Below are 18,423 nucleotides of genomic sequence, written 5' to 3' on the forward strand. Positions count from 1 at the left end.
ATCCGACTCGAAAGCGCCTCGGACCAGCTGCCGCCCATAAAACGGGCGTTTTACGCCCGCCGCTGGCTGCGAACCGCAGACGAGGTGAAAGGTGATTTACGTCATCCCGACGGAGCGTCAGCGACGAGGTGTCTACCCACCTTTCACCTTTCACCTTTCACTTTTCACTTTTCACTTTTCACTTTTCACTTTTCACCTTGCCTGCTGACATCCTTGAAATAGATGTCCAGCAGCTCCTTGGCGGCGATGAACGACGAGATCCGATCCCCCAGCACCCGCGCCTCGTAGTCGGCGACGCGGGCCTCGACGGCCGGGTCGTGGTAGAACGAATTGCGCAGCACCTCGTCGATCGTTTCGTACATCCAGTACTTGTTCTGCCGGTTGCGGTTGTGGCGGAAATAGCCGTTCTTTTCGATGTGTTCGAGGTACTCCTCGACCCCTTGCCAGACCGCTTCGAGCCCCTCGCCGGTCAGGGCCGAGGAGGTGTAGACCCGGGGCCGCCAGCCCGACTCGGGCAGCGGAAAGAGACGCAGCGCACCCTGGAACTGCGTGCGGGCCAGTTCGGCGCGGTGGACGTTTTCGCCGTCGGCCTTGGTGATGACCATCAGGTCGGCCATCTCCATGATCCCCCGCTTGATGCCCTGCAACTCGTCGCCCGCGCCCGCGATCTGCAAGAGCATGAACAGGTCGACCATCGAGTGCACGGCCGTCTCGGACTGGCCGACGCCCACCGTTTCGATGAAGATCACGTCGAACCCGGCGGCTTCGCACAGCACGACGGTCTCGCGCGTCTTGCGGGCCACGCCGCCCAGCGACCCGGCCGAGGGCGAGGGGCGGATGAAGACGTCGGGGTTGTGGCAGATGCTCTCCATGCGGGTCTTGTCGCCCAGGATCGAACCGCCGCTGCGCTCCGACGAGGGGTCGATCGCCAGCACCGCCAGCTTGTGCCTTAAACCCGTGACCCGGTTGCCGATGGCCTCGATAAAGGTCGATTTCCCGGCTCCCGGAACGCCCGTGATGCCGATGCGCACCGAGCGGCCCGCGTGGGGCAGGCAGCGCTCGATGATCTCCTGCGCCTGGGCGTAGTGCGCCGGGTTGGACGATTCGACGAGCGTGATGGCCTGCGAGAGGATGGTGATGTTGCCGGCGAGGATGCCCTCGACGAACGCTTCGGTGGAGAGTGCACGCTTCTTGCGGCGCGTGAAATAAGGGTTCACGATCGGCTGTTGGTCAACGCCTTGCGTGACGTTGAGCGCCGTGTCGTGATGCGTGTCGGCATACTCTTTTTCGTAGTGGTTTATCTTGGTGAACGACATATCAGTGCAGGTTGTCCCGGATGGTTTCTTCCTTGAGTTGGAGCGAATTGCCCAGCCACAGCGCCCGGTTGCGGGCGTCGGTCAGCACGCCGAACGGCACGTATTGGACCCCGAACGCCGCGAACGTGCGGCCCGAGGGGTCGATCCCGACGCCGATGCGGGGCGAGACGTAGGGGGTCAGCACGCGGAGCGTCTCCTCGCCTTTTTCGCGCGAGAGGACGATTATGCGGAGTTTGGTGCCCAATTTGCTGGAGAGTGCTTTCAGCCTTTCGAGCGAGGTGACCGACGAGGGGTTCTGCGCATGGAAAAATTCGATCCAGGTAAGCTGTGCAGGCTTTGGCTGCTGGCCGCCGATCCATTCGCTCACACGCAGTTCGGGTACTTTTTCCCCGAGAGCGACGGTCTGCGCGCCGGCTCCGGCAAAGGGAGCGGTCAGCGCGAGAAGCAAAAAGAGGAGTGCTCGTTTCATGGGGTTATTTTCAGCGAAGATAACAAATATTCGGCACATAGACGAAAAAATTTTAGTTGCAGTTATGAAAATCGGATTCAGCAAAGTTCCCGCCACACCCGCCGCAGGCTACACGCGGCAGCTCAGGGAGGTCCTCACCAAATACGCTCCGCAGCACGAGTATGTCGTTGACGAGAAAATCGGTAGCGGCATCGACCTCTACCATTGCCACGGGTACCGGACCGCCTTGCCGCTGCTGCTGCGCACGGGGCGCACGAAGACGGTGGTGACGGTTCCGGACCTCCATTTTCTGCGCTATCCCCACCTCTACACGCTGCCCGAACGGCTCGTGCTCCTGAGTGCCTACCGCCGGGCGCTGCGAACGGCCGGGCGGCTGATCACCCTCAACCGGGGCGCCCGCGAGGAGCTGTCGCGCAAACTGGCGATCGACCCGCGCAAGATCGAGGTCGTGATGCCCCTGGCGGCCCGCGCGCCGCAGGAGGCACCGCCTGATGCGGAACTGGAGGCCGTGCGGCGTAAATACATGCTGCCCAAGCGGTTCGTGCTGATGTTGGGGACCGTCGAACCGCGCCACAACCACGAGGCGGTCTTCGAAGCGCTGGCTCAGTCGGAGGCCGGGCTGGGGGTGGTGGTCTGCGGCCGCCGGACGGTCTATTCGGATTTTCTGCTGGGTTACGCCCGGGCCCGCCACCTGGCCGGGCGCGTGGATTTCATCTACGAACTTTCGCCCGAGGACCTCCCGGCGCTCTTCCGGCTGGCGCGGGTCTTCGCCTACCTGCCCGACGCCGAGGCCGAAGCGTCGATCGTGCCGGTGGTCGAGGCCATGCGAGCCGGACTGCCGGTGCTGCTGAGCGACACGCCCCTCAACCGCGAAGCGGCCGCCGAGGCGGCGCTCTACGTCTATCCCGAGCAGATCGAACGGATCGCGCAGCGGCTGGAGCAGCTCGCCGGCGAGGGACCGCTGCGCCGCACGATGCAGGAGCGCGAACGCCGCCGGGCCGAGCTCTTCTCCGAATATGCAGTGGTACAGCGGCTGATCGACATATATACCTCGCTCTGAGGCACTCAGCGCAGGATGGGGAGCCGCAGCCGGAAGCGCACGGCCACGATGCGCACGGCGATGACCCCGAGGGCCGTGACGACCTCCGTCGTACCGGGCGCAAGTCCCGCCCACCGGCACGCCCCGAAGACCAGCCCGCCGAAGACGCAGGCCAGGGCGTAAATCTCCTTGCGGAAGATCAGCGGCACCTCGTTGATGAGCATGTCGCGCAGCACGCCCCCCGCGGCTCCGGTGATCGTGCCCATGATGACGGCCACCCAGAGCGGGAACCCGGCGTCGAGGGTCTTCTCGACCCCCACCACCGTGAACAAGCCCAGCCCGATGGCGTCGAAGATGAAAAAGGTGTTCTGCAACCGGATCAGGTAGCGACCCAGCCCCACGACGGTCCCCAGCGCCACGGCCGTGACCACGAGGTAGGTGGCGTCCATCATCCAGAAAGGGGTCAGCCCCAGCATCACGTCGCGCAGCGTCCCGCCGCCGATGGCCGTGGTGAAGCCCACGACGTAGGCCCCGAACCAGTCGAAGCGTTTGGCCGAAGCCAGGCGGATGCCGCTGATGGCGAATGCCAGCGTGCCCAGGATTTCGATAAAGGTGAACAAAGTCATTTTATAAGGTGAAAGGTAAAAGGTGAAAAGTTTTCTCGATCCCCGAGCAATGTCGAGAGGTCGCAGGCAAGGTGAACTTTGCGAGTAAGCGAGGGCAAAGACCGCTTGCGGGTTTTGCCGAGCGGGAGCAAAGTCGAGCCGCCGCAAAACAAGGTGAAAAGTGAAAGGTGAAAAGTGAACTTTATGGTTGAGCGAGTGCCGAGAGCACCTCGCGGGCTATGCCGAGCTGGAGCAAAGTCGAACCGCAGCAGTCGGGCACCGAAATAATTTTTAATTTTTAATTCTCAATTTTTAATTTCCGTCAGGATGCTGGCCAGCTCGGGCACGCCCTCGGCGGCGCGTTTGGGGATGACGGTCAGCGGATTGCGGATCAGCGTCGTGTCGGGATGGCCCGGATCGACCACCCAGACCGGCACCTCGGGCCGCACGTAGCGCACCAGCGAGGCGGCGGGATAGACCGCCAGGGAGGTGCCCACGACCACGAAAATGTCGGCCCCGGCGGCGATCCGCGCGGCCCGGTCGAATGCCGGGACCGCCTCGCCGAAGAAGACGATGTGCGGACGCAGCAGCGCCCCGTCCGGGGCCCGGGCGTCGAGCGGCTGCTCCCACCCCGCGATCGGGACCACCAGCTCCGGATCGCGCTCCGAGCGCAGTTTGATGAGCTCCCCGTGCAGGTGGACCACCCGGCTCGATCCGGCCCGCTCGTGCAGGTCGTCGACATTCTGCGTGAGGACCGTCACCTCGGCGACCCGCTCCAGCTTGGCGATGGCCCGGTGTGCGGCATTGGGCTCGGCGGCGCGCATCTCGCGCCGCCGCTCGTTGTAGAATCGCACGACCTTGGCCCGGTCGCGCAGGAGCGCTTCGGGGGTGCAGACCTCTTCGATGCGGTGCGACGCCCACAGTCCGTCCGCGTCGCGGAACGTCTGCAAGCCGCTGTCGGCGCTCACGCCGGCACCCGTAAAAACCACGATTTTCTTCATGTCAACAGTTGTTTCGACGCCCGAAAAGTACGGAATTCCCGGCAAAATTGCAACTTTCGTTCCCGTTGCGACCCTCTGTTAGTGCTCGGGGATTGAAAATATATTGCATCACGTTTGACAACCGTCTCCCCTGTTCTGACAACCCTGCACGTAGGAATAATGTTTTATGAAGTAATTAAAATTAAAAAATATCGGATATATTAAAATAATGTTGTAAATTAAAAGCGTCTAACTAAAACTAAGCAGTTATGAAAAAAGTTTTCTTGCTCGTATGGATGCTTTTGTTTGCAGTTCCTTACGTTCTGCCCGTAAAATCTTCGGCAGAAAGTGTTACCGTCAGGCGGTATGAAAACGTAATCAGCGTCTATGTTTATTGCGGAGGTGTTCCGGCCGTCTATGCGAATGTCGGTTTGTCATCTACAAGATTTCCGCTTGATTTTCCGGAACCGGGACCCGTCGATAATAACGGACATAGATTTCTATTCCTTTCTCCCGGAGCCGATTTAATCGTTGCGGAACTATGCGGTGTAAAACGGACCGTTCCGATCGATCCGGGTGTTGAGATGTACATTATTGATTTCTGATCCTATGGTTATTAGAAAATATTTGCTCATGCTCGCCGTACTCCCGAGCACCGCCTGCGTCGGACCGCGTATCCTCAGGGGGTATACCTATGTCGCTTCGCCCGAGTTTGAAGCAACCACGTTGCGGCAGGCCGAGGTGTGGCTCATCGCGGGGCGCGATACGCTCCGGCAGCAGGTCGACTCGGCGGGGCGTTTTTGCTTCGAGCGTGTGCCGCGCCGCAACTGGCTTGTCGACGGACACCATCCGCGATGTACACCCCCGGAACCAGCAATAGCGAACTGGTCGAAAAATCCCCGTCCGGTGGTCTACAATCTGAAATTCTACGACCGCGGAATCATGCCAGACGATACGACGAGCCGGCAGCTTCCGCCCAGGCGTATATGGGCCCGTCCGTCGCAGCCGAAACTGCGGCAGTTCATGCCCCGACGGTGGGCAATGGCCGGAACGGTGCACGACAGCGGCGTATCGACCTTTTTCGAGGGCTTTGCACCGAGCGGCATCGAGGGTGCGACGGTCTTTTTCGTCCACGGCGGCGACACGCTGCGCACCCGCACCGACCGCTGGGGCCGCTTCTTTCTGGAGGGAATGCGCCACGCTGAGTACGACGCTTGGGCCGAAAAAGAGGGCTACTGCCCCTCGCGGATGCGGCAGGTGCGACCCTACTCGGAAGAGAGCTGGCCTGACGGCATCCGGGTCAGCACCTGCGCAGCCGTGGAACTGCTCTTAGAGCGGCTGCGCTGATCATCTCCGTTGCATCGTTAGGGGGATCGCATGCCCGTAGCGATGCAATGGCTCCGGCATGGTATGTGCAAGACCCGGAGGAGTAAAACCAAAACAATTTCACTCCGTATGAAACAGCACAACCACAACACCGGCGACGCGCTGACCGACGTGTTCGGATCGCAGACGATGCGCTGTCCGGCGCCGACGCAGGTCATCCCCCAGGGCAAGACCGCGCCCGAAATCGCCTACCAGCTGGTCAAGGACGAAACCTATCCCCAGACCCAGCCGCGGCTGAACCTGGCCACGTTCGTGACGACCTACATGGACGACTACGCCACGCGCCTGATGAACGAAGCCATCGACGTGAACTACATCGACGAGACCGAGTATCCGCGCGTGGCCGTCATGTGCGGCCGCTGCATCAACATCGTCGCCAACCTGTGGAACACCCCCGAAGAGGCCGAGTGGAAGACCGGAGCGCTCGGAATCGGCTCTTCGGAGGCCTGCATGCTGGGCGGCGTGGCCGCATGGCTGAGGTGGCGCCACCGCCGGCAGGCCGCCGGCAAGCCGTTCGACAAGCCCAACCTGGTGATGAGCGCCGGGTTCCAGGTCGTGTGGGAGAAATTCTGCCAGTTGTGGCAGATCGAAATGCGCACCGTGCCCCTCACGCTCGACCACATCACGCTCGACCCCCAGCAGGCGCTCGACCTGTGCGACGAGAACACCATCTGCATCGTGCCCATCGCGGGCGTGACGTGGACCGGTCTGGACGACGACATCGAGGGGCTCGACAAGGCGCTCGACCGCTACAACCGCAAAACCGGCTACGACATTCCGATCCATGTCGACGCCGCTTCGGGCGGCTTCATCCTGCCGTTCCTCCGGCCGGAGAAAAAGTGGGATTTCCGACTCAAGTGGGTGCTCTCGATCAACACCTCGGGCCACAAGTACGGACTGGTCTACCCGGGTCTGGGCTGGGTCGTGTGGAAGGACAAGCAGTACCTCCCGGAAGAGATGTCCTTCTCGGTCAACTACCTGGGCGCCAACATCACGCAGGTGGGGCTGAATTTCTCGCGCCCCGCGGCGCAGATTCTGGGCCAGTACTACAATTTCATCCGCCTGGGCTACGAGGGCTACCGCGAGGTGCAGCAGAACTCGATGGACGTGGCCATGTACTGCCACGAGCAGATCGGCAAGATGCACTGCTTCCGCAACTACTCCAAGGAGGTCGTCAACCCGCTCTTCATCTGGATGATGGACCCCGAGTACGACAAGACGGCCAAATGGACGCTCTTCGACCTGCAGGCCAAGTTGCAGCAGAGCGGCTGGATGGTTCCTGCCTACACCATGCCCAAGAACATCGAGGACGTCGTGGTCATGCGCATCGTGGTGCGCCAGGGCATGTCGCGCGACATGGCTGACATGCTGATGAGCGACATCGCCAACGCGGTCGCGGAGTTCGAGAAGCTCGAATACCCCACCCAGTCGCGCGTCCAGTTCGAACGCAACGAGCACCAGACGGGCAAGGTCTTCACCCACACCGGCCACGACAGCACCCGCAACAGCCCCACCTCGGCCAATACGCAGGCCGCCGCCCGCCAGGGGCAGCACGACCTCGAGGCGGGCAAGGGCAGCGCCACCACGGGCCGCCGCTCCACCCGCGCACGCAACGCCACGGTCGGCACGGCGCTCGATGTCCCGATGACGGGCTCCACGGCTTCGGCTTCGGCTTCGGCAGACAGGGCAATGGCCGACCGGATCGACGAACCGGCCACCCGCCGCAGCTCCCGCAAGGCAGCGCTCGACGACCTCGCCCGCAGCGACCGGGAAAAGAGGTAGTGCAGCGGCCAGGGAAAGAGGTTGTGCAACAGCCAGGGAAAGAGGTAGTGCAACTGCCTGGTAAATAGGTCGTTGCAAAGGCCTGGAAAAGAGGTAGTGCAACTGCCTGGTAAATAGGTCGTTGCAAAGGCCTGGAAAAGAGATTGTGCATCTGCCAGGGAAAGAGGTCGTTGCAACAGCCAGGAAAAGAGGTCGTGCAGCGGCCGGACGGTCGGTAACAGGGCGCGGTCTCTCTACCTGCCGACTCTCTGCCAAGCATCCGTGCCCGCCGCTCCATGGGACGTTTCTCTCGCGGCCGGAAAGGGCTTACCGCTTGTTCGGGAACTCCCCGCGACACGCGCCCCGCCCGGGCGGCGCACGGATCGTTCGACAACCCCCGCCAAAAAGCGGGGGTTGTTTTTTGCCCCCCCCCGGAATGGCGGGTTGCAGGCAAAGGTGAAAGGTGAAAGGTGAAAGGTGAAAAGTGAAAAGTGAACTTTGCGGGTAAGCGAGGGCAGAGACCGCAGAGCGGGCTATGCCGAGCGTGAGCAAAGTCAAGCCGCCGTAAACAAGGTGAAAAGTGAAAGGTGAAAGGTTTTTTCGATCCCTGAGTTTGTCGAGTGGTTGCCGGGCTGAGCAAAGAATTCTCTGCCCTCGGCGGCGGCAGTCCGCAACTGAGCACGCATTAACTTGTCCTCGCCCCTGCCCGGCGGCAGTCCAACAAAGGAGCGTATTGCGCTTATTGCCTTGTTCCTCGCCGCCTCTGGCGGCGGCAGTCCGCAGCCACCCCGGGCGGAGGACTGCACTCAGCTCTTCGGCTTCGAGCAGACCTCCGCTGGCTGCGAACCGCTCCCGACATACCTGCCGAACCTGCAGGAAGCGCGGAAACGGCTCGAAAGCGCCTCGGACCAGCTGCCGCCCTCAAAACGGGCGTCTTATGCCCGCCGCTGGCTGCGAACCGCTCCCGACATACCTGCCGAACCTGCGGGAAGCGCGGAAACGGCTCGAAAGCGCCTCGGACCAGCTGCCGCCCGCAAAACGGGCGTTTTACGCCCGCCGCTGGCTGCGAACCGCAGACGAGGTAAAAGGTGATTTACGTCATCCCGACGGAGCGTCAGCGACGAGGGGTCTACCCACTTTTCACCTTTCACCTTTAACTTTTCACCTTTAACTTTTCCCCTTTGCCCTTTCGCCTCAAAAAAATGTCCGCCGAATTTTGCTATTCCCGAAGAATGGCCTATCTTTGTGTTCGCAAAATAACAGCGGAATAAACGAATCGAAATATTCATCTAACTTAAACTCATTTTTTGTCATGAAAGTATCTCATATCGAGCATCTCGGCGTCGCAGTGAAGAGCCTGGATGAAGCCATCCCCTACTGGGAAAACGTGCTGGGGCTGAAATGTTACGCCATCGAGGAGGTGGCCGATCAGAAAGTCCGCACGGCGTTCTTCATGCTCGGTCAGACCAAGATCGAACTGCTGGAGCCGACCAGCGAGGAGTCGACCATCGCCAAGTACATCGAGAACCGCGGCGTGGGCATCCACCACATGGCCCTGGCGTGCGAAAATATCGAGGAGCAGCTTACCGACGCCGAGGCGCAGGGCATCCGCCTCATAGACAAGACCCCGCGCAAGGGCGCCGAGGGCATGACCATCGCTTTCCTCCACCCCAAATCCACGCAGGGCATCCTCACCGAACTGTGCGAGAACAAGAATAAATAGCAAAACGCGAACGCCCGTGCGGCCCGAAGCCGCAGCGGAGCGGTTCGCTTCCAAAAACGAGATTATGAGCCAAATTCAGGAGAAGATCAACAAACTGATCGACAACCGCGAAACCGCGCGTCTGGGCGGCGGGCAGAAGCGCATCGACGCACAGCACGCCAAAGGGAAATACACGGCCCGCGAACGCATCCAGATGCTGCTGGACGAGGGCAGCTTCGAGGAGTTCGACATGTTCGTCACGCACCGCTGCTACGATTTCGGCATGGACCGCAGCCATGCGTTCGGCGACGGCGTGGTCACGGGCTACGGCACCATCGGCGGCCGGCTGGTCTACGTCTTCGCACAGGATTTCACCGTCACGGCGGGCTCCCTGTCGCTCTCCATGTCGGACAAGATCTGCAAGGTCATGGACATGGCCCTGCGCAACGGCGCTCCGTGCATCGGCATGAACGACTCGGGCGGCGCCCGCATCCAGGAGGGCGTCAACGCCCTGGCCGGCTATGCCAACATCTTCCAGCGCAACGTCATGTCGTCGGGCGTCATTCCGCAGATTTCGGCCATCTTCGGCCCCTGCGCCGGCGGTGCGGTCTACTCGCCCGCGCTGACCGATTTCATCATCATGAAAAAGGAGACCTCCAACATGTTCCTCACGGGTCCCAAGGTCGTCAAGACCGTCACCGGCGAAGACGTGACGCAGGAGCAGCTGGGCGGCGCCGTGATGCACACCACCAAGTCGGGCGTGGCGCAGTTCGCCGTCGACACCGAGGAGGAGGGTATCGCCCTGATCCGGAAGCTCATCTCGTTCATGCCCCAGAACAACATGGAGGATGCTCCGCTGGCTGTCTGCACCGACAGCATCACCCGCCTGGAGGACTCGCTGAACGACATCATCCCCGACAGCGCCAACAAGCCCTACGACATGGCCGAGGTCATCCGCGCCATCGTCGACAACGGCGACTACCTCGAATCGGCCGCCGGCTACGCCAAGAACATCATCACCTGCTTCGCCCGCTTCAACGGCCAGTCGGTGGGCATCATCGCCAACCAGCCCAAGTTCATGGCCGGCGTCCTGGACATCAACGCCAGCCGCAAGGCCGCGCGCTTCGTGCGCTTCTGCGATGCGTTCAACCTGCCGATCGTGACGCTCGTCGACGTGCCGGGCTTCCTGCCGGGCACCACGCAGGAGTACGGCGGGGTCATCACCCACGGCGCCAAGCTGCTGTTCGCCTACTGCGAGGCCACGGTTCCGAAAGTGACCGTCACGCTGCGCAAGGCCTACGGCGGCGCCTACATCGTCATGTCGTCGAAGCACATCCGCGGCGACATCAACTACGCATGGCCCACGGCCGAGATCGCCGTGATGGGCGCCAGCGGCGCCGTCGAGGTGCTCTACGGCAAGGAGCTCAAGGAGCTGGCCGAGAAGCCCGCCGAGCGCGCCGCATTCATCGCCGAAAAGGAGAAAGAGTACAACGACAAGTTCTCCAACCCCTACAACGCCGCCCGCTACGGCTACATCGACGATGTGATCGAGCCGCGCAACACGCGCTTCCGCATCATCCGCGCCCTGCAATCGCTCTCGACCAAGCGTTTGCAGAATCCGGCCAAGAAACACTCCAATATTCCTCTCTAACCCCTAAGCTATGAGACTATTATCGGTAATCGATTGGAGCTGGTCCGAGATGCTGTGGGTGGCGCTCATCAGCATCTGCCTGGTGTTCTTCGTGCTGGTGCTGCTGGTTTTCGTGATGAAGCTCTTCGGCTACGTCTTCACGCGCCGCCAGCCGGTCGCCGACAAGCCCGGCACCATCGTTCCCGCGCAGCTCCACGAGGAGGAGATCGCCGCCATCGCCACGGCCCTCAGGCTCTACCGCGGGGAGATGCACGACCGCGAATCGGAGGTGCTGACGATCATGAGCATCAAGCGCGCCTATTCGCCGTGGAACTCCAAGATCCACGGCCTAACCCAGTTGCCCGACAGAAAATAAGCATTTGCATACAATGAAAGATTACTCACTGAAAATCAACGGACAGAATTACGACGTGCGGATCGACGACGTGAATGAAAACTCGACCGTCGCGCACGTTACGGTCAACGGCACGCCCTACGAGGTGGAGATCGCGGGCGACAAGGGCGTCGCCGCCTCCAAGCCGCAGGTGGCCCCCGCACCCCGCGAGGCCGACAGCGCCAAGATCACCCCCGTCACGGCGGCTCCCTCGCCCCGGATCGCTCCGGCGGCTCCCACGTCGGGCTACGCCGTCAAGTGCCCGCTGCCGGGCACGGTGCTGGGCGTGAAAGTGGCCGTGGGCGACAAGGTCTCCACGGGTCAGACGCTCCTGGTGCTCGAAGCCATGAAGATGGAGAACAACATCGACGCCGACCGCTCGGGTGTCGTCAAGGAGATCTTCGTGCAGCAGGGCGCCACGGTCATGGAGGGCGATAACCTCGTAATCATCGAATAGGACCCATGTCGAAACTGCTGACCTCATCTTCCGATTTCGTGGGAGACAGCCTGCTGAAATTCATCGACTCCACGGGCATCGCGGGATTCTTCTCCGCGATGGGCTGGGGGAGCGTGGTGATGATCTGCGTGGCGTTTTTCCTGCTCTACCTGGCTATCCGGCACAAGTTCGAACCGCTGCTGCTCTTCACCATCGCGTTCGGCATGCTGCTTACGAACCTCCCGGGGGCGAACCTCTTTCACACCGAGCTGTTCGCCGGGGGGCATGTCCACTGGGACATCTTCGTGGCCCGGGGCGGCCTGTTGGACTACCTCTACCTGGGTGTCAAGCTGGGTATCTATCCGTGTCTGATCTTCATCGGCGTGGGCGCCATGACCGATTTCGGACCGCTGATCGCCAACCCCAAGAGTTTCCTGTTGGGCGCCGCCGCCCAGATCGGCATTTTCGCCACGTTCCTCGGGGCCTACGCCCTGGGATTCGAGCCCGCGCAGGCCGGTTCGATCGGCATCATCGGCGGGGCCGACGGCCCGACGGCCATCTACCTCACCTCGTTCCTGGCCCCCGAACTGCTGGGTCCGATCGCCGTGGCCGCCTACTCCTACATGGCGCTCGTGCCGGTGATCCAGCCCCCCATCATGCGGGCGCTGACCACCAAAAAGGAGCGCGCCATCAAGATGCGGACGCTGCGCCCGGTCTCGAAACTCGAACGCATCCTCTTCCCGATCATCATCGCCGTCATCATCTCGCTGCTGCTGCCGAGCGCAGCGCCGCTGATCGGCTGCCTGATGCTGGGCAACCTGATGAAAGAGTGCGGGGTGGTGGACCGCCTGTCGAAGACCGTGCAGAACGAATTGATGAACATCGTGGTGATCTTCCTGGGTCTCACGGTGGGTGCCACGGCCACGGCCGAGGCGTTCCTCAATTTCCGCACGCTGGGTATCCTCGTGCTGGGCGTCGTCGCCTTTGCGATGGGTACGGCGGGCGGTTTGCTGCTGGCCAAGCTGATGAACCTCTTCGTCAAGGAGGAGAACCGGATCAACCCGCTGATCGGCTCGGCAGGCGTCTCGGCCGTCCCGATGGCCGCTCGCGTGTCGCAGACCGAGGGTGTCAAGGCCGATCCGTCGAACTACCTCTTGATGCACGCCATGGGTCCCAACGTGGCCGGCGTGGTCGGCTCGGCCGTCGCCGCGGGTATCCTGCTCTCGTTCCTGGGGTAGGAGCCGCAAAGTCGCAACGGCGCCTGCCATGCGGCATCTCGACTATGCTCGATGACCAGGGCAGATCATCCGTCCACGATCCCCGAGCGCAGTCGAGGGGTCGCAAAGTTACGGCGCCTCTTCAATCCTCTCTCGGACCCGGGTTTTCGCCCGGGTCCTTTATTTTGTCCCGAATATGGCAGAAATGGTTTTATTTTGCTATATTGCACTACCTAAATGCTTGCTTATGTTTCGCATCTCTTTTCTCTGCTGCCTGGTCTGGTTCATGGCCGCGCAGCCCGCAAGGGCCGAATGGTTCGTCAGCGACGAATGCGATTCCGCCCGCTTGCAGCCGCAATTCCCCGACGGCGGCCTGGCCGGTTTCCGCCGCTGGGTGCTCGGGCGGCTGACGTTCCCGGTCTCGGAGTTCGATCCGGGCGATCCGGTGATGGTGCAGGTCTCGATGCGTGTCTCGCGCAAGGGCAAAATCAGCGAGGCGGGGCTGATCCGCACGAGCCACGACGCGGTGGGGCGGCAGGTGATGAAACTGATCGGACGTTCGCCCGACTGGAAGCCCGCCGTTCGCGGGGGCAAAGCCGCGGATGCCGAGATGCGTCTGAGTTTCGACATGCGCCTGCACAACGTGGCGGCCGCGGGGGCCGATCCGCTGCTGCGGGCCGAGGATGTGTCGATCTATACCCGTGCCGACACGCTGCCGGCATGCGTCGCCGGGGATATGGTGGAGTGGGTGCGTGCGCGCGTGCTGGCGGCCGATCCCGCGGCGGACGACGCGTTGCAGTGCCGTGTGGTGCGGCTCGTGGTGGAGAAAGACGGTTCGGTGAGCGAAACGAAAATCATGGGCGGAGAAGAGGACCGCCTCGATAAATCGATCAAGGAAGCGCTGCGGGATATGCCCGCCTGGTCGCCTGCGGTTGCGTTGGGCGAGGCGGTGCGGTTCCGGGTTCAGCTCGAGGTGCCGTTCGGCCCCGAGGCGCGGGCTGAGTCAGCGCAGCAGGGACCTTATCTGCTTGTCGAGCAGATGCCCTCGTTCCAGGGCGGCGACCTCGATACGTTCCGTCAGTGGGTCCATCGGGAGGTGAAATACCCCGCCGAAGCGCTCCGGGCCGGAGCTTCGGGGCGGGTCGTCGTCTCTTTCATCGTGGAAAAAGACGGGACTGTTTCGCATATCGAGGTTTTGCGGTCGCCGCATGCCGCTTTCACGCAGGAGGTCATCCGCGCGCTGGGGAGCTCCCCGGCGTGGACGCCCGGGAGTCAGTATGGTCGCATCGTGCGCGTGAAATACACCCTGCCGGTCGATTTTCGTGCTGCCCGCTCCCGCCCCGCGCGTTCGACGGGCGTCGATGCCTACGGACGGAAATCCCCGGTCCGCCGTTTCTGAGGACCGACCGGCCGCAACAGTTCGAGCATATTTCCGAATGGGCCTGCGACCCCTCGACGCTGCTCGGGGGAGGGGCGGGTGCGAATCTGTTGCAGGAAACGTTTTCGATCCCCGAGCGACAGTCGAGAGGCGGTCCCCCGGGCCTGACCAAGGCCGCAAAGGATAAGCCTTGCTTTCCGGGGGTGTTTTTTGCACTTTTCGTTTCATTTGTTTTTGGTTGTGGAAAACTTTTCGTACCTTTGCGCACCCGTAAAGTGCGGGGAACGGATTACAAACAAGTTAAATTAAACGTAAAACAGTGGATTCATTAAGCTACAAGACTATCTCGGCCAACGCTGCGACCGTCACCAAGGAGTGGGTGGTGATCGACGCGACGAACGAGGTATTGGGACGTCTTGCATCGCAGGTGGCCAAAATCCTGCGCGGCAAGAACAAGCCCAGCTACACGCCCCACGTCGATTGCGGTGACTATGTCATCGTCATCAACGCGGAAAAGGTGAAGCTCACGGGCAACAAAATGACCGACAAGGTCTACACGCGGCACACGGGTTATCCCGGCGGTCAGCGCTTCGCTACCCCGGCCGACTACCTGGCCAAAAAGCCGACGTTCATCATCGAAAAAGCCGTCAAGGGCATGCTGCCCAAGACCCGTCTGGGCGACCGGCTGCTCGCCAACCTCAAGGTGTATGCCGGCGCGGAGCATCCGCACGCCGGACAGAACCCCAAGACCGTCAAATTAAACGAGATTAAGTAAGAGTTATGGAAGTTGTAAACACCGTAGGTCGCCGCAAGGCAGCTGTGGCTCGCGTATACGTGAAGCCGGGTAAGGGTCAGATTACAATCAACCGCAAGGCACTCGAAGTCTATTTCCCGCTCGAAATTCTCCAGTATCAGGTCAAGCAGCCCCTGCTGGCTACCAACACCGTGGAGAACTACGACATCGCCATCAACCTCGATGGCGGCGGTATCACGGGACAGGCTTCGGCCGCTCGTCTGGGAATCGCACGCGCACTGTGCGAGATCGACGCCGAGATGCGTCCCGCCCTCAAAAAGGCCGGATTCCTCACGCGCGATCCCCGCGAGGTTGAGCGTAAGAAGCCCGGACAGCCCGGAGCACGTCGCAAGTTCCAGTTCAGCAAGCGTTAATTCGCCCGCGACCGGATTTTCGGCAAGCACGGCGTCGGTTTTCAAACCCGGAGGATTTACCTTATATTATATTGGGAATTTTTCATTTTATAATTCTTAATTTTTAATTGTGGTTCTACCACCGAGTTGCCGCGCCGCGGAAAACTTTTCGGGACCGGACGATCCGCTACCCGGAAAGTTGAAGAAAAGAGGATTGAAATTTAAACACATTGAATTAAAATGTCACGTACCGATTTTAATACATTACTGGAGGCCGGCGCCCATTTCGGGCACCTGAAGCGTAAGTGGAACCCCAAAATGGCTCCCTACATCTTCATGGAGAAGAACGGCATCCACATCATCGACCTGCACAAGACCGTGATGAAGATCGATGAGGCCGCCGCAGCCATCAAGCAGATCGCCAAGAGCGGTCGCCGCGTGCTGTTCGTAGCCACCAAGAAACAAGCCAAGGAGATCGTTGCCGAAAAGGTGGCAGCCGTCGGAATGCCTTACGTCACCGAACGTTGGGCCGGCGGTATGCTGACAAACTTCCCCACCATACGTAAAGCCGTCAAGAAAATGGCCACCATCGACAAGATGACCACCGACGGCACGTTCGACAATTTCTCCAAGCGCGAGAAACTCCAGATTTCGCGTCAGCGCGCCAAACTGGAGAAGAACCTCGGCTCGATCGCCGACCTGACGCGCCTGCCGGCCGCCCTGTTCGTCGTCGACGTGCAGAAAGAGGCCAACGCCGTCCGCGAGGCCAAACGACTGAGCATCCCCGTATTTGCAATGGTAGACACTTGTTGTGATCCGACCGACATTGATTACGTTATCCCTGCAAATGACGATGCCACCAAGTCGATCGCCGTCGTCCTGGACGCCATGTGCGCCGCCGTCGCCGAGGGCACCGAGGAGCGCAAGCTCGAAAAGGAGAAAGAGGCCCAGGAGGGCGAGGCTTCGGCCGACGCCGCTCCCCGCAAGGAGGGCAAACCCCGCATCAAGAAAGCCGTGAGGGCTTCGGTCGATGCCGAGGAGGCTGCCGTGAAAGAGGTCGTCGCCGCTGTCGAAACTCCGTTCGAGGAGCCGGCTTCGGAGGTTGTGGCCGAGGTCGTGGTCGACGAGACCGCTCCCGCCGCTGCTGCCCAGGCAGAGTAATTGCACAACACCTCTTCCAGAATAATAACGACAAAAAACAGAAAGAATATGGAAATCAAAGCTGCTGATGTAATGAAGCTCCGCAAGATGACCGGTGCCGGCATGATGGACTGCAAGAAAGCCCTCATCGAGGCCGAAGGCGATTACGACCGGGCTCAGGACATTATCCGCGAGAAAGGCAAGCTGGTCGTGGCCAAGCGTGCCGATCGTACGGCTACCGAGGGTGTGGTCATGACCCGCATCGTCGGTCAGAAGGCTTACATTCTCTGCCTGGCCTGCGAGACCGATTTCGTGGCTCAGAATGCGGAGTACGCCGCTTCGGTCCAGGCCATGCTCGACATTGCCGTTCGGGCCGACGCCGCCGACCGCGATGCCCTCCTGGCCGTGAAGAACGCCGAGGGCCGCACCGTCGAGGAGATGGTGACCGAGAAATCGGGCCAGACGGGCGAGAAGATCGAGCTGGCTTACTACGCCCGCATCGAAGCTCCCTACTGCGCAGCCTATGTGCATTTCAACAAGAAGCTGGGCGTGATCCTGGGCTTCAACCGCGAGGTTCCCGCCGAGGTGGCCCACACCGTTGCCATGCAGGCGACGGCCATGGCTCCCGTCTCGATCTCGGAGGCCGACTGCCCCGCCGAGGTGATCGAGCACGAGCGCAAGATCGCCGTCGAGGCCATGAAGCAGGACCCAAAGAACGCCAACAAACCCGAAGCCATCCTCGAAAAGATCGCCGAGGGCAAGATGCGCAAGTTCTTCGAGGAGAACACGCTTCTCAACCAGCCGGTGGTAGGCGAGAAAGAGACCATCGCCGAGTATATCCGCAAGGCCGACAAGGACGCCACGGTGATCGCCTACAAGCGCTTTGCGCTGGGCGAGTAACTTATCGCATTCGCATAGTAAAGCCGGAACGCGTTTCAAACGCGTTCCGGCTTTTTCGTTGTGGGGAGGAGCGGAGCGTAATTCGATCCCCGAGTTCTGTCGAGGGGTCGCCGATCGATTCCTGTCATTCCGAACGGATGCGAGGAATCTTCCGCTGTTTGTTTTGGCTTGCGACCCCTCGACGCTGTTCGGGGATCGGTAGTTGTTTTCACCCCTCTGGCGGCGGCGTTCGTGTTGGGATTCGTTTCCGGCCAACGGCCGGAAACGGCAGTCCGCAGCCACCCCGGGCGGAGGAGTGCAAACAAGGTGAAAAGTGAAAGGTGAAAGGTGAAATGTCATTCCGAGCGAATGCGAGGAATCTTCCGCAGACTAACCTCCGGGGAGCGCGGAACGGTACAAAACGACAGAACCGCCTGTCGTCTGCAAAACAGGGAGCGTCGAACCGCCCGAACCGCCCGAACCGCCGAACCGCCTGCCGCCCATAAAAGGGACCTCTCAGGTCCGGGGAGCGCGGAACCGGCTCGAAAGTATCCGAACCATCTGCCGCTCGCAAAACGGGCATCTTACGCCCGCCGCTGGCTGCGGACCGCAGACGTGGTGAAAGGTGATTTACGTCATCCCGACGGAGCGTCAGCGACGAGGGATTTACCTTATAGGAAAATAAGCGGAAGATTCCTCGCATCCGCTCGGAATGACAAGAATCGATCGGCGACCCCTCATCAGGCTCTGGGATTGCCCCTCGACGTTGCTGAGGATCGAGAAAAACCTTTCACCTTTAACCCGCCTTTGGCGGCTTGATTTTGCTCGGACCCGAAAGTACCTTTCACCTTTTCCTTGCCTGCAACCCCTCGACAGAGCTCGGGGATCGAAAACACTTTTCACCTTTCACTTTTCACCTTTCACCTTTCACCTTTCACCTTTCAC

General features: G+C 61.1%; 18 protein-coding genes and 1 pseudogene. 14 read left to right on the forward strand and 5 right to left on the reverse strand.

The window, feature by feature from the left end; genetic code table 11:
• Positions 1 to 185: 185 nt before the first annotated feature.
• On the reverse strand, positions 186 to 1,316 hold the full coding sequence (gene meaB, locus ACMQ11_RS08550) for a methylmalonyl Co-A mutase-associated GTPase MeaB (protein ID WP_418992346.1): 1,131 nt from the start codon (positions 1,314 to 1,316) through the stop codon (positions 186 to 188).
• A 1-nt stretch (position 1,317) separates the two neighbouring features.
• Positions 1,318 to 1,785 carry a hypothetical protein gene (locus ACMQ11_RS08555; RefSeq protein ID WP_418992347.1) on the reverse strand — a complete coding sequence of 156 codons (468 nt, stop codon included), beginning with the start codon at positions 1,783 to 1,785 and terminating at the stop codon, positions 1,318 to 1,320.
• A gap of 64 nt (positions 1,786 to 1,849) precedes the next feature.
• Here ACMQ11_RS08555 and ACMQ11_RS08560 point away from each other — a divergent pair, with 64 nt between their 5' ends.
• Entirely contained in the window at positions 1,850 to 2,845 is a 996-nt protein-coding gene (locus tag ACMQ11_RS08560; protein WP_418992348.1) for a glycosyltransferase family 4 protein, read from the forward strand.
• Positions 2,846 to 2,850: 5 nt separating this feature from the next.
• On the opposite strand, the gene ACMQ11_RS08565 is transcribed toward ACMQ11_RS08560, so the two are convergent.
• The gene (locus ACMQ11_RS08565; RefSeq protein ID WP_418992349.1) at positions 2,851 to 3,450 is read right to left on the reverse strand and encodes a trimeric intracellular cation channel family protein; all 600 of its coding nucleotides are present in this window, start codon (positions 3,448 to 3,450) and stop codon (positions 2,851 to 2,853) included.
• Positions 3,451 to 3,734: 284 nt separating this feature from the next.
• Entirely contained in the window at positions 3,735 to 4,430 is a 696-nt protein-coding gene (locus ACMQ11_RS08570) for an SIR2 family NAD-dependent protein deacylase (RefSeq protein ID WP_418992350.1), read from the reverse strand.
• Positions 4,431 to 4,678: 248 nt separating this feature from the next.
• Here ACMQ11_RS08570 and ACMQ11_RS08575 point away from each other — a divergent pair, with 248 nt between their 5' ends.
• The 3 genes and pseudogenes from ACMQ11_RS08575 to ACMQ11_RS08585 form a co-directional block, all read left to right on the forward strand.
• Entirely contained in the window at positions 4,679 to 5,014 is a 336-nt protein-coding gene (locus ACMQ11_RS08575; protein WP_418992351.1) for a hypothetical protein, read from the forward strand.
• 28 nt (positions 5,015 to 5,042) lie between these two features.
• Positions 5,043 to 5,756 carry a hypothetical protein gene (locus ACMQ11_RS08580; protein ID WP_418992352.1) on the forward strand — a complete coding sequence of 238 codons (714 nt, stop codon included), beginning with the start codon at positions 5,043 to 5,045 and terminating at the stop codon, positions 5,754 to 5,756.
• A 108-nt stretch (positions 5,757 to 5,864) separates the two neighbouring features.
• A pseudogene (locus ACMQ11_RS08585) lies at positions 5,865 to 7,277 on the forward strand (glutamate decarboxylase); the annotation flags it as partial.
• 1,214 nt (positions 7,278 to 8,491) lie between these two features.
• On the opposite strand, the gene ACMQ11_RS08590 reads toward ACMQ11_RS08585, so the two are convergent.
• Positions 8,492 to 8,845 carry a hypothetical protein gene (locus ACMQ11_RS08590; protein ID WP_418992353.1) on the reverse strand — a complete coding sequence of 118 codons (354 nt, stop codon included), beginning with the start codon at positions 8,843 to 8,845 and terminating at the stop codon, positions 8,492 to 8,494.
• 23 nt (positions 8,846 to 8,868) lie between these two features.
• Here ACMQ11_RS08590 and mce point away from each other — a divergent pair, with 23 nt between their 5' ends.
• From mce to tsf, 10 genes are all read left to right on the forward strand, one after another.
• A complete protein-coding gene (gene mce, locus ACMQ11_RS08595) occupies positions 8,869 to 9,279 on the forward strand; it encodes a methylmalonyl-CoA epimerase (protein WP_418992354.1) in 411 nt (136 codons plus the stop codon).
• 64 nt (positions 9,280 to 9,343) lie between these two features.
• Positions 9,344 to 10,909, forward strand: a complete 1,566-nt coding sequence (locus ACMQ11_RS08600; RefSeq protein ID WP_418992355.1) for an acyl-CoA carboxylase subunit beta — start codon at positions 9,344 to 9,346, stop codon at positions 10,907 to 10,909.
• Between the two features lie 10 nt (positions 10,910 to 10,919).
• Positions 10,920 to 11,264 (forward strand): OadG family transporter subunit, encoded by a 345-nt coding sequence (locus tag ACMQ11_RS08605; RefSeq protein WP_418992356.1) that lies wholly within the window; start codon positions 10,920 to 10,922, stop codon positions 11,262 to 11,264.
• Between the two features lie 13 nt (positions 11,265 to 11,277).
• A complete protein-coding gene (locus ACMQ11_RS08610; protein WP_418992357.1) occupies positions 11,278 to 11,739 on the forward strand; it encodes a biotin/lipoyl-containing protein in 462 nt (153 codons plus the stop codon).
• Between the two features lie 5 nt (positions 11,740 to 11,744).
• Positions 11,745 to 12,956 carry a sodium ion-translocating decarboxylase subunit beta gene (locus ACMQ11_RS08615; protein ID WP_418992358.1) on the forward strand — a complete coding sequence of 404 codons (1,212 nt, stop codon included), beginning with the start codon at positions 11,745 to 11,747 and terminating at the stop codon, positions 12,954 to 12,956.
• 226 nt (positions 12,957 to 13,182) lie between these two features.
• A complete protein-coding gene (locus ACMQ11_RS08620) occupies positions 13,183 to 14,334 on the forward strand; it encodes an energy transducer TonB (protein ID WP_418992359.1) in 1,152 nt (383 codons plus the stop codon).
• Positions 14,335 to 14,632: 298 nt separating this feature from the next.
• Positions 14,633 to 15,088: a 50S ribosomal protein L13 gene (gene rplM, locus ACMQ11_RS08625; protein ID WP_418992360.1), complete on the forward strand. Its 456-nt coding sequence runs from the start codon at positions 14,633 to 14,635 to the stop codon at positions 15,086 to 15,088.
• Positions 15,089 to 15,093: 5 nt separating this feature from the next.
• Complete coding sequence (rpsI, locus tag ACMQ11_RS08630; protein ID WP_302580652.1) at positions 15,094 to 15,480, forward strand: 30S ribosomal protein S9; 387 nt, start codon at positions 15,094 to 15,096, stop codon at positions 15,478 to 15,480.
• A gap of 219 nt (positions 15,481 to 15,699) precedes the next feature.
• Entirely contained in the window at positions 15,700 to 16,620 is a 921-nt protein-coding gene (rpsB, locus tag ACMQ11_RS08635; RefSeq protein WP_418992361.1) for a 30S ribosomal protein S2, read from the forward strand.
• A 48-nt stretch (positions 16,621 to 16,668) separates the two neighbouring features.
• Positions 16,669 to 17,499: a translation elongation factor Ts gene (tsf, locus tag ACMQ11_RS08640; protein ID WP_418992362.1), complete on the forward strand. Its 831-nt coding sequence runs from the start codon at positions 16,669 to 16,671 to the stop codon at positions 17,497 to 17,499.
• Positions 17,500 to 18,423: the final 924 nt, after the last annotated feature.

Source organism: Alistipes sp., assembly GCF_048465575.1.
Lineage (GTDB): Bacteria > Bacteroidota > Bacteroidia > Bacteroidales > Rikenellaceae > Alistipes.

Bases quoted from the DNA above. Each gene is read 5' to 3' on its own strand.
- ACMQ11_RS08565 (WP_418992349.1), bottom strand. From the start codon at position 3,450: ATGACTTTGTTCACCTTTATCGAAATCCTGGGCACGCTGGCATTCGCC.
- ACMQ11_RS08580 (WP_418992352.1), top strand. From the start codon at position 5,043: ATGCTCGCCGTACTCCCGAGCACCGCCTGCGTCGGACCGCGTATCCTC.
- ACMQ11_RS08600 (WP_418992355.1), top strand. From the start codon at position 9,344: ATGAGCCAAATTCAGGAGAAGATCAACAAACTGATCGACAACCGCGAA.
- rpsB (WP_418992361.1), top strand. From the start codon at position 15,700: ATGTCACGTACCGATTTTAATACATTACTGGAGGCCGGCGCCCATTTC.
- ACMQ11_RS08590 (WP_418992353.1), bottom strand. From the start codon at position 8,845: ATGAATATTTCGATTCGTTTATTCCGCTGTTATTTTGCGAACACAAAG.
- ACMQ11_RS08555 (WP_418992347.1), bottom strand. From the start codon at position 1,785: ATGAAACGAGCACTCCTCTTTTTGCTTCTCGCGCTGACCGCTCCCTTT.
- ACMQ11_RS08560 (WP_418992348.1), top strand. From the start codon at position 1,850: ATGAAAATCGGATTCAGCAAAGTTCCCGCCACACCCGCCGCAGGCTAC.
- meaB (WP_418992346.1), bottom strand. From the start codon at position 1,316: ATGTCGTTCACCAAGATAAACCACTACGAAAAAGAGTATGCCGACACG.
- ACMQ11_RS08570 (WP_418992350.1), bottom strand. From the start codon at position 4,430: ATGAAGAAAATCGTGGTTTTTACGGGTGCCGGCGTGAGCGCCGACAGC.
- ACMQ11_RS08575 (WP_418992351.1), top strand. From the start codon at position 4,679: ATGAAAAAAGTTTTCTTGCTCGTATGGATGCTTTTGTTTGCAGTTCCT.
- ACMQ11_RS08620 (WP_418992359.1), top strand. From the start codon at position 13,183: ATGTTTCGCATCTCTTTTCTCTGCTGCCTGGTCTGGTTCATGGCCGCG.
- ACMQ11_RS08610 (WP_418992357.1), top strand. From the start codon at position 11,278: ATGAAAGATTACTCACTGAAAATCAACGGACAGAATTACGACGTGCGG.
- tsf (WP_418992362.1), top strand. From the start codon at position 16,669: ATGGAAATCAAAGCTGCTGATGTAATGAAGCTCCGCAAGATGACCGGT.
- rpsI (WP_302580652.1), top strand. From the start codon at position 15,094: ATGGAAGTTGTAAACACCGTAGGTCGCCGCAAGGCAGCTGTGGCTCGC.
- ACMQ11_RS08615 (WP_418992358.1), top strand. From the start codon at position 11,745: ATGTCGAAACTGCTGACCTCATCTTCCGATTTCGTGGGAGACAGCCTG.
- ACMQ11_RS08605 (WP_418992356.1), top strand. From the start codon at position 10,920: ATGAGACTATTATCGGTAATCGATTGGAGCTGGTCCGAGATGCTGTGG.
- mce (WP_418992354.1), top strand. From the start codon at position 8,869: ATGAAAGTATCTCATATCGAGCATCTCGGCGTCGCAGTGAAGAGCCTG.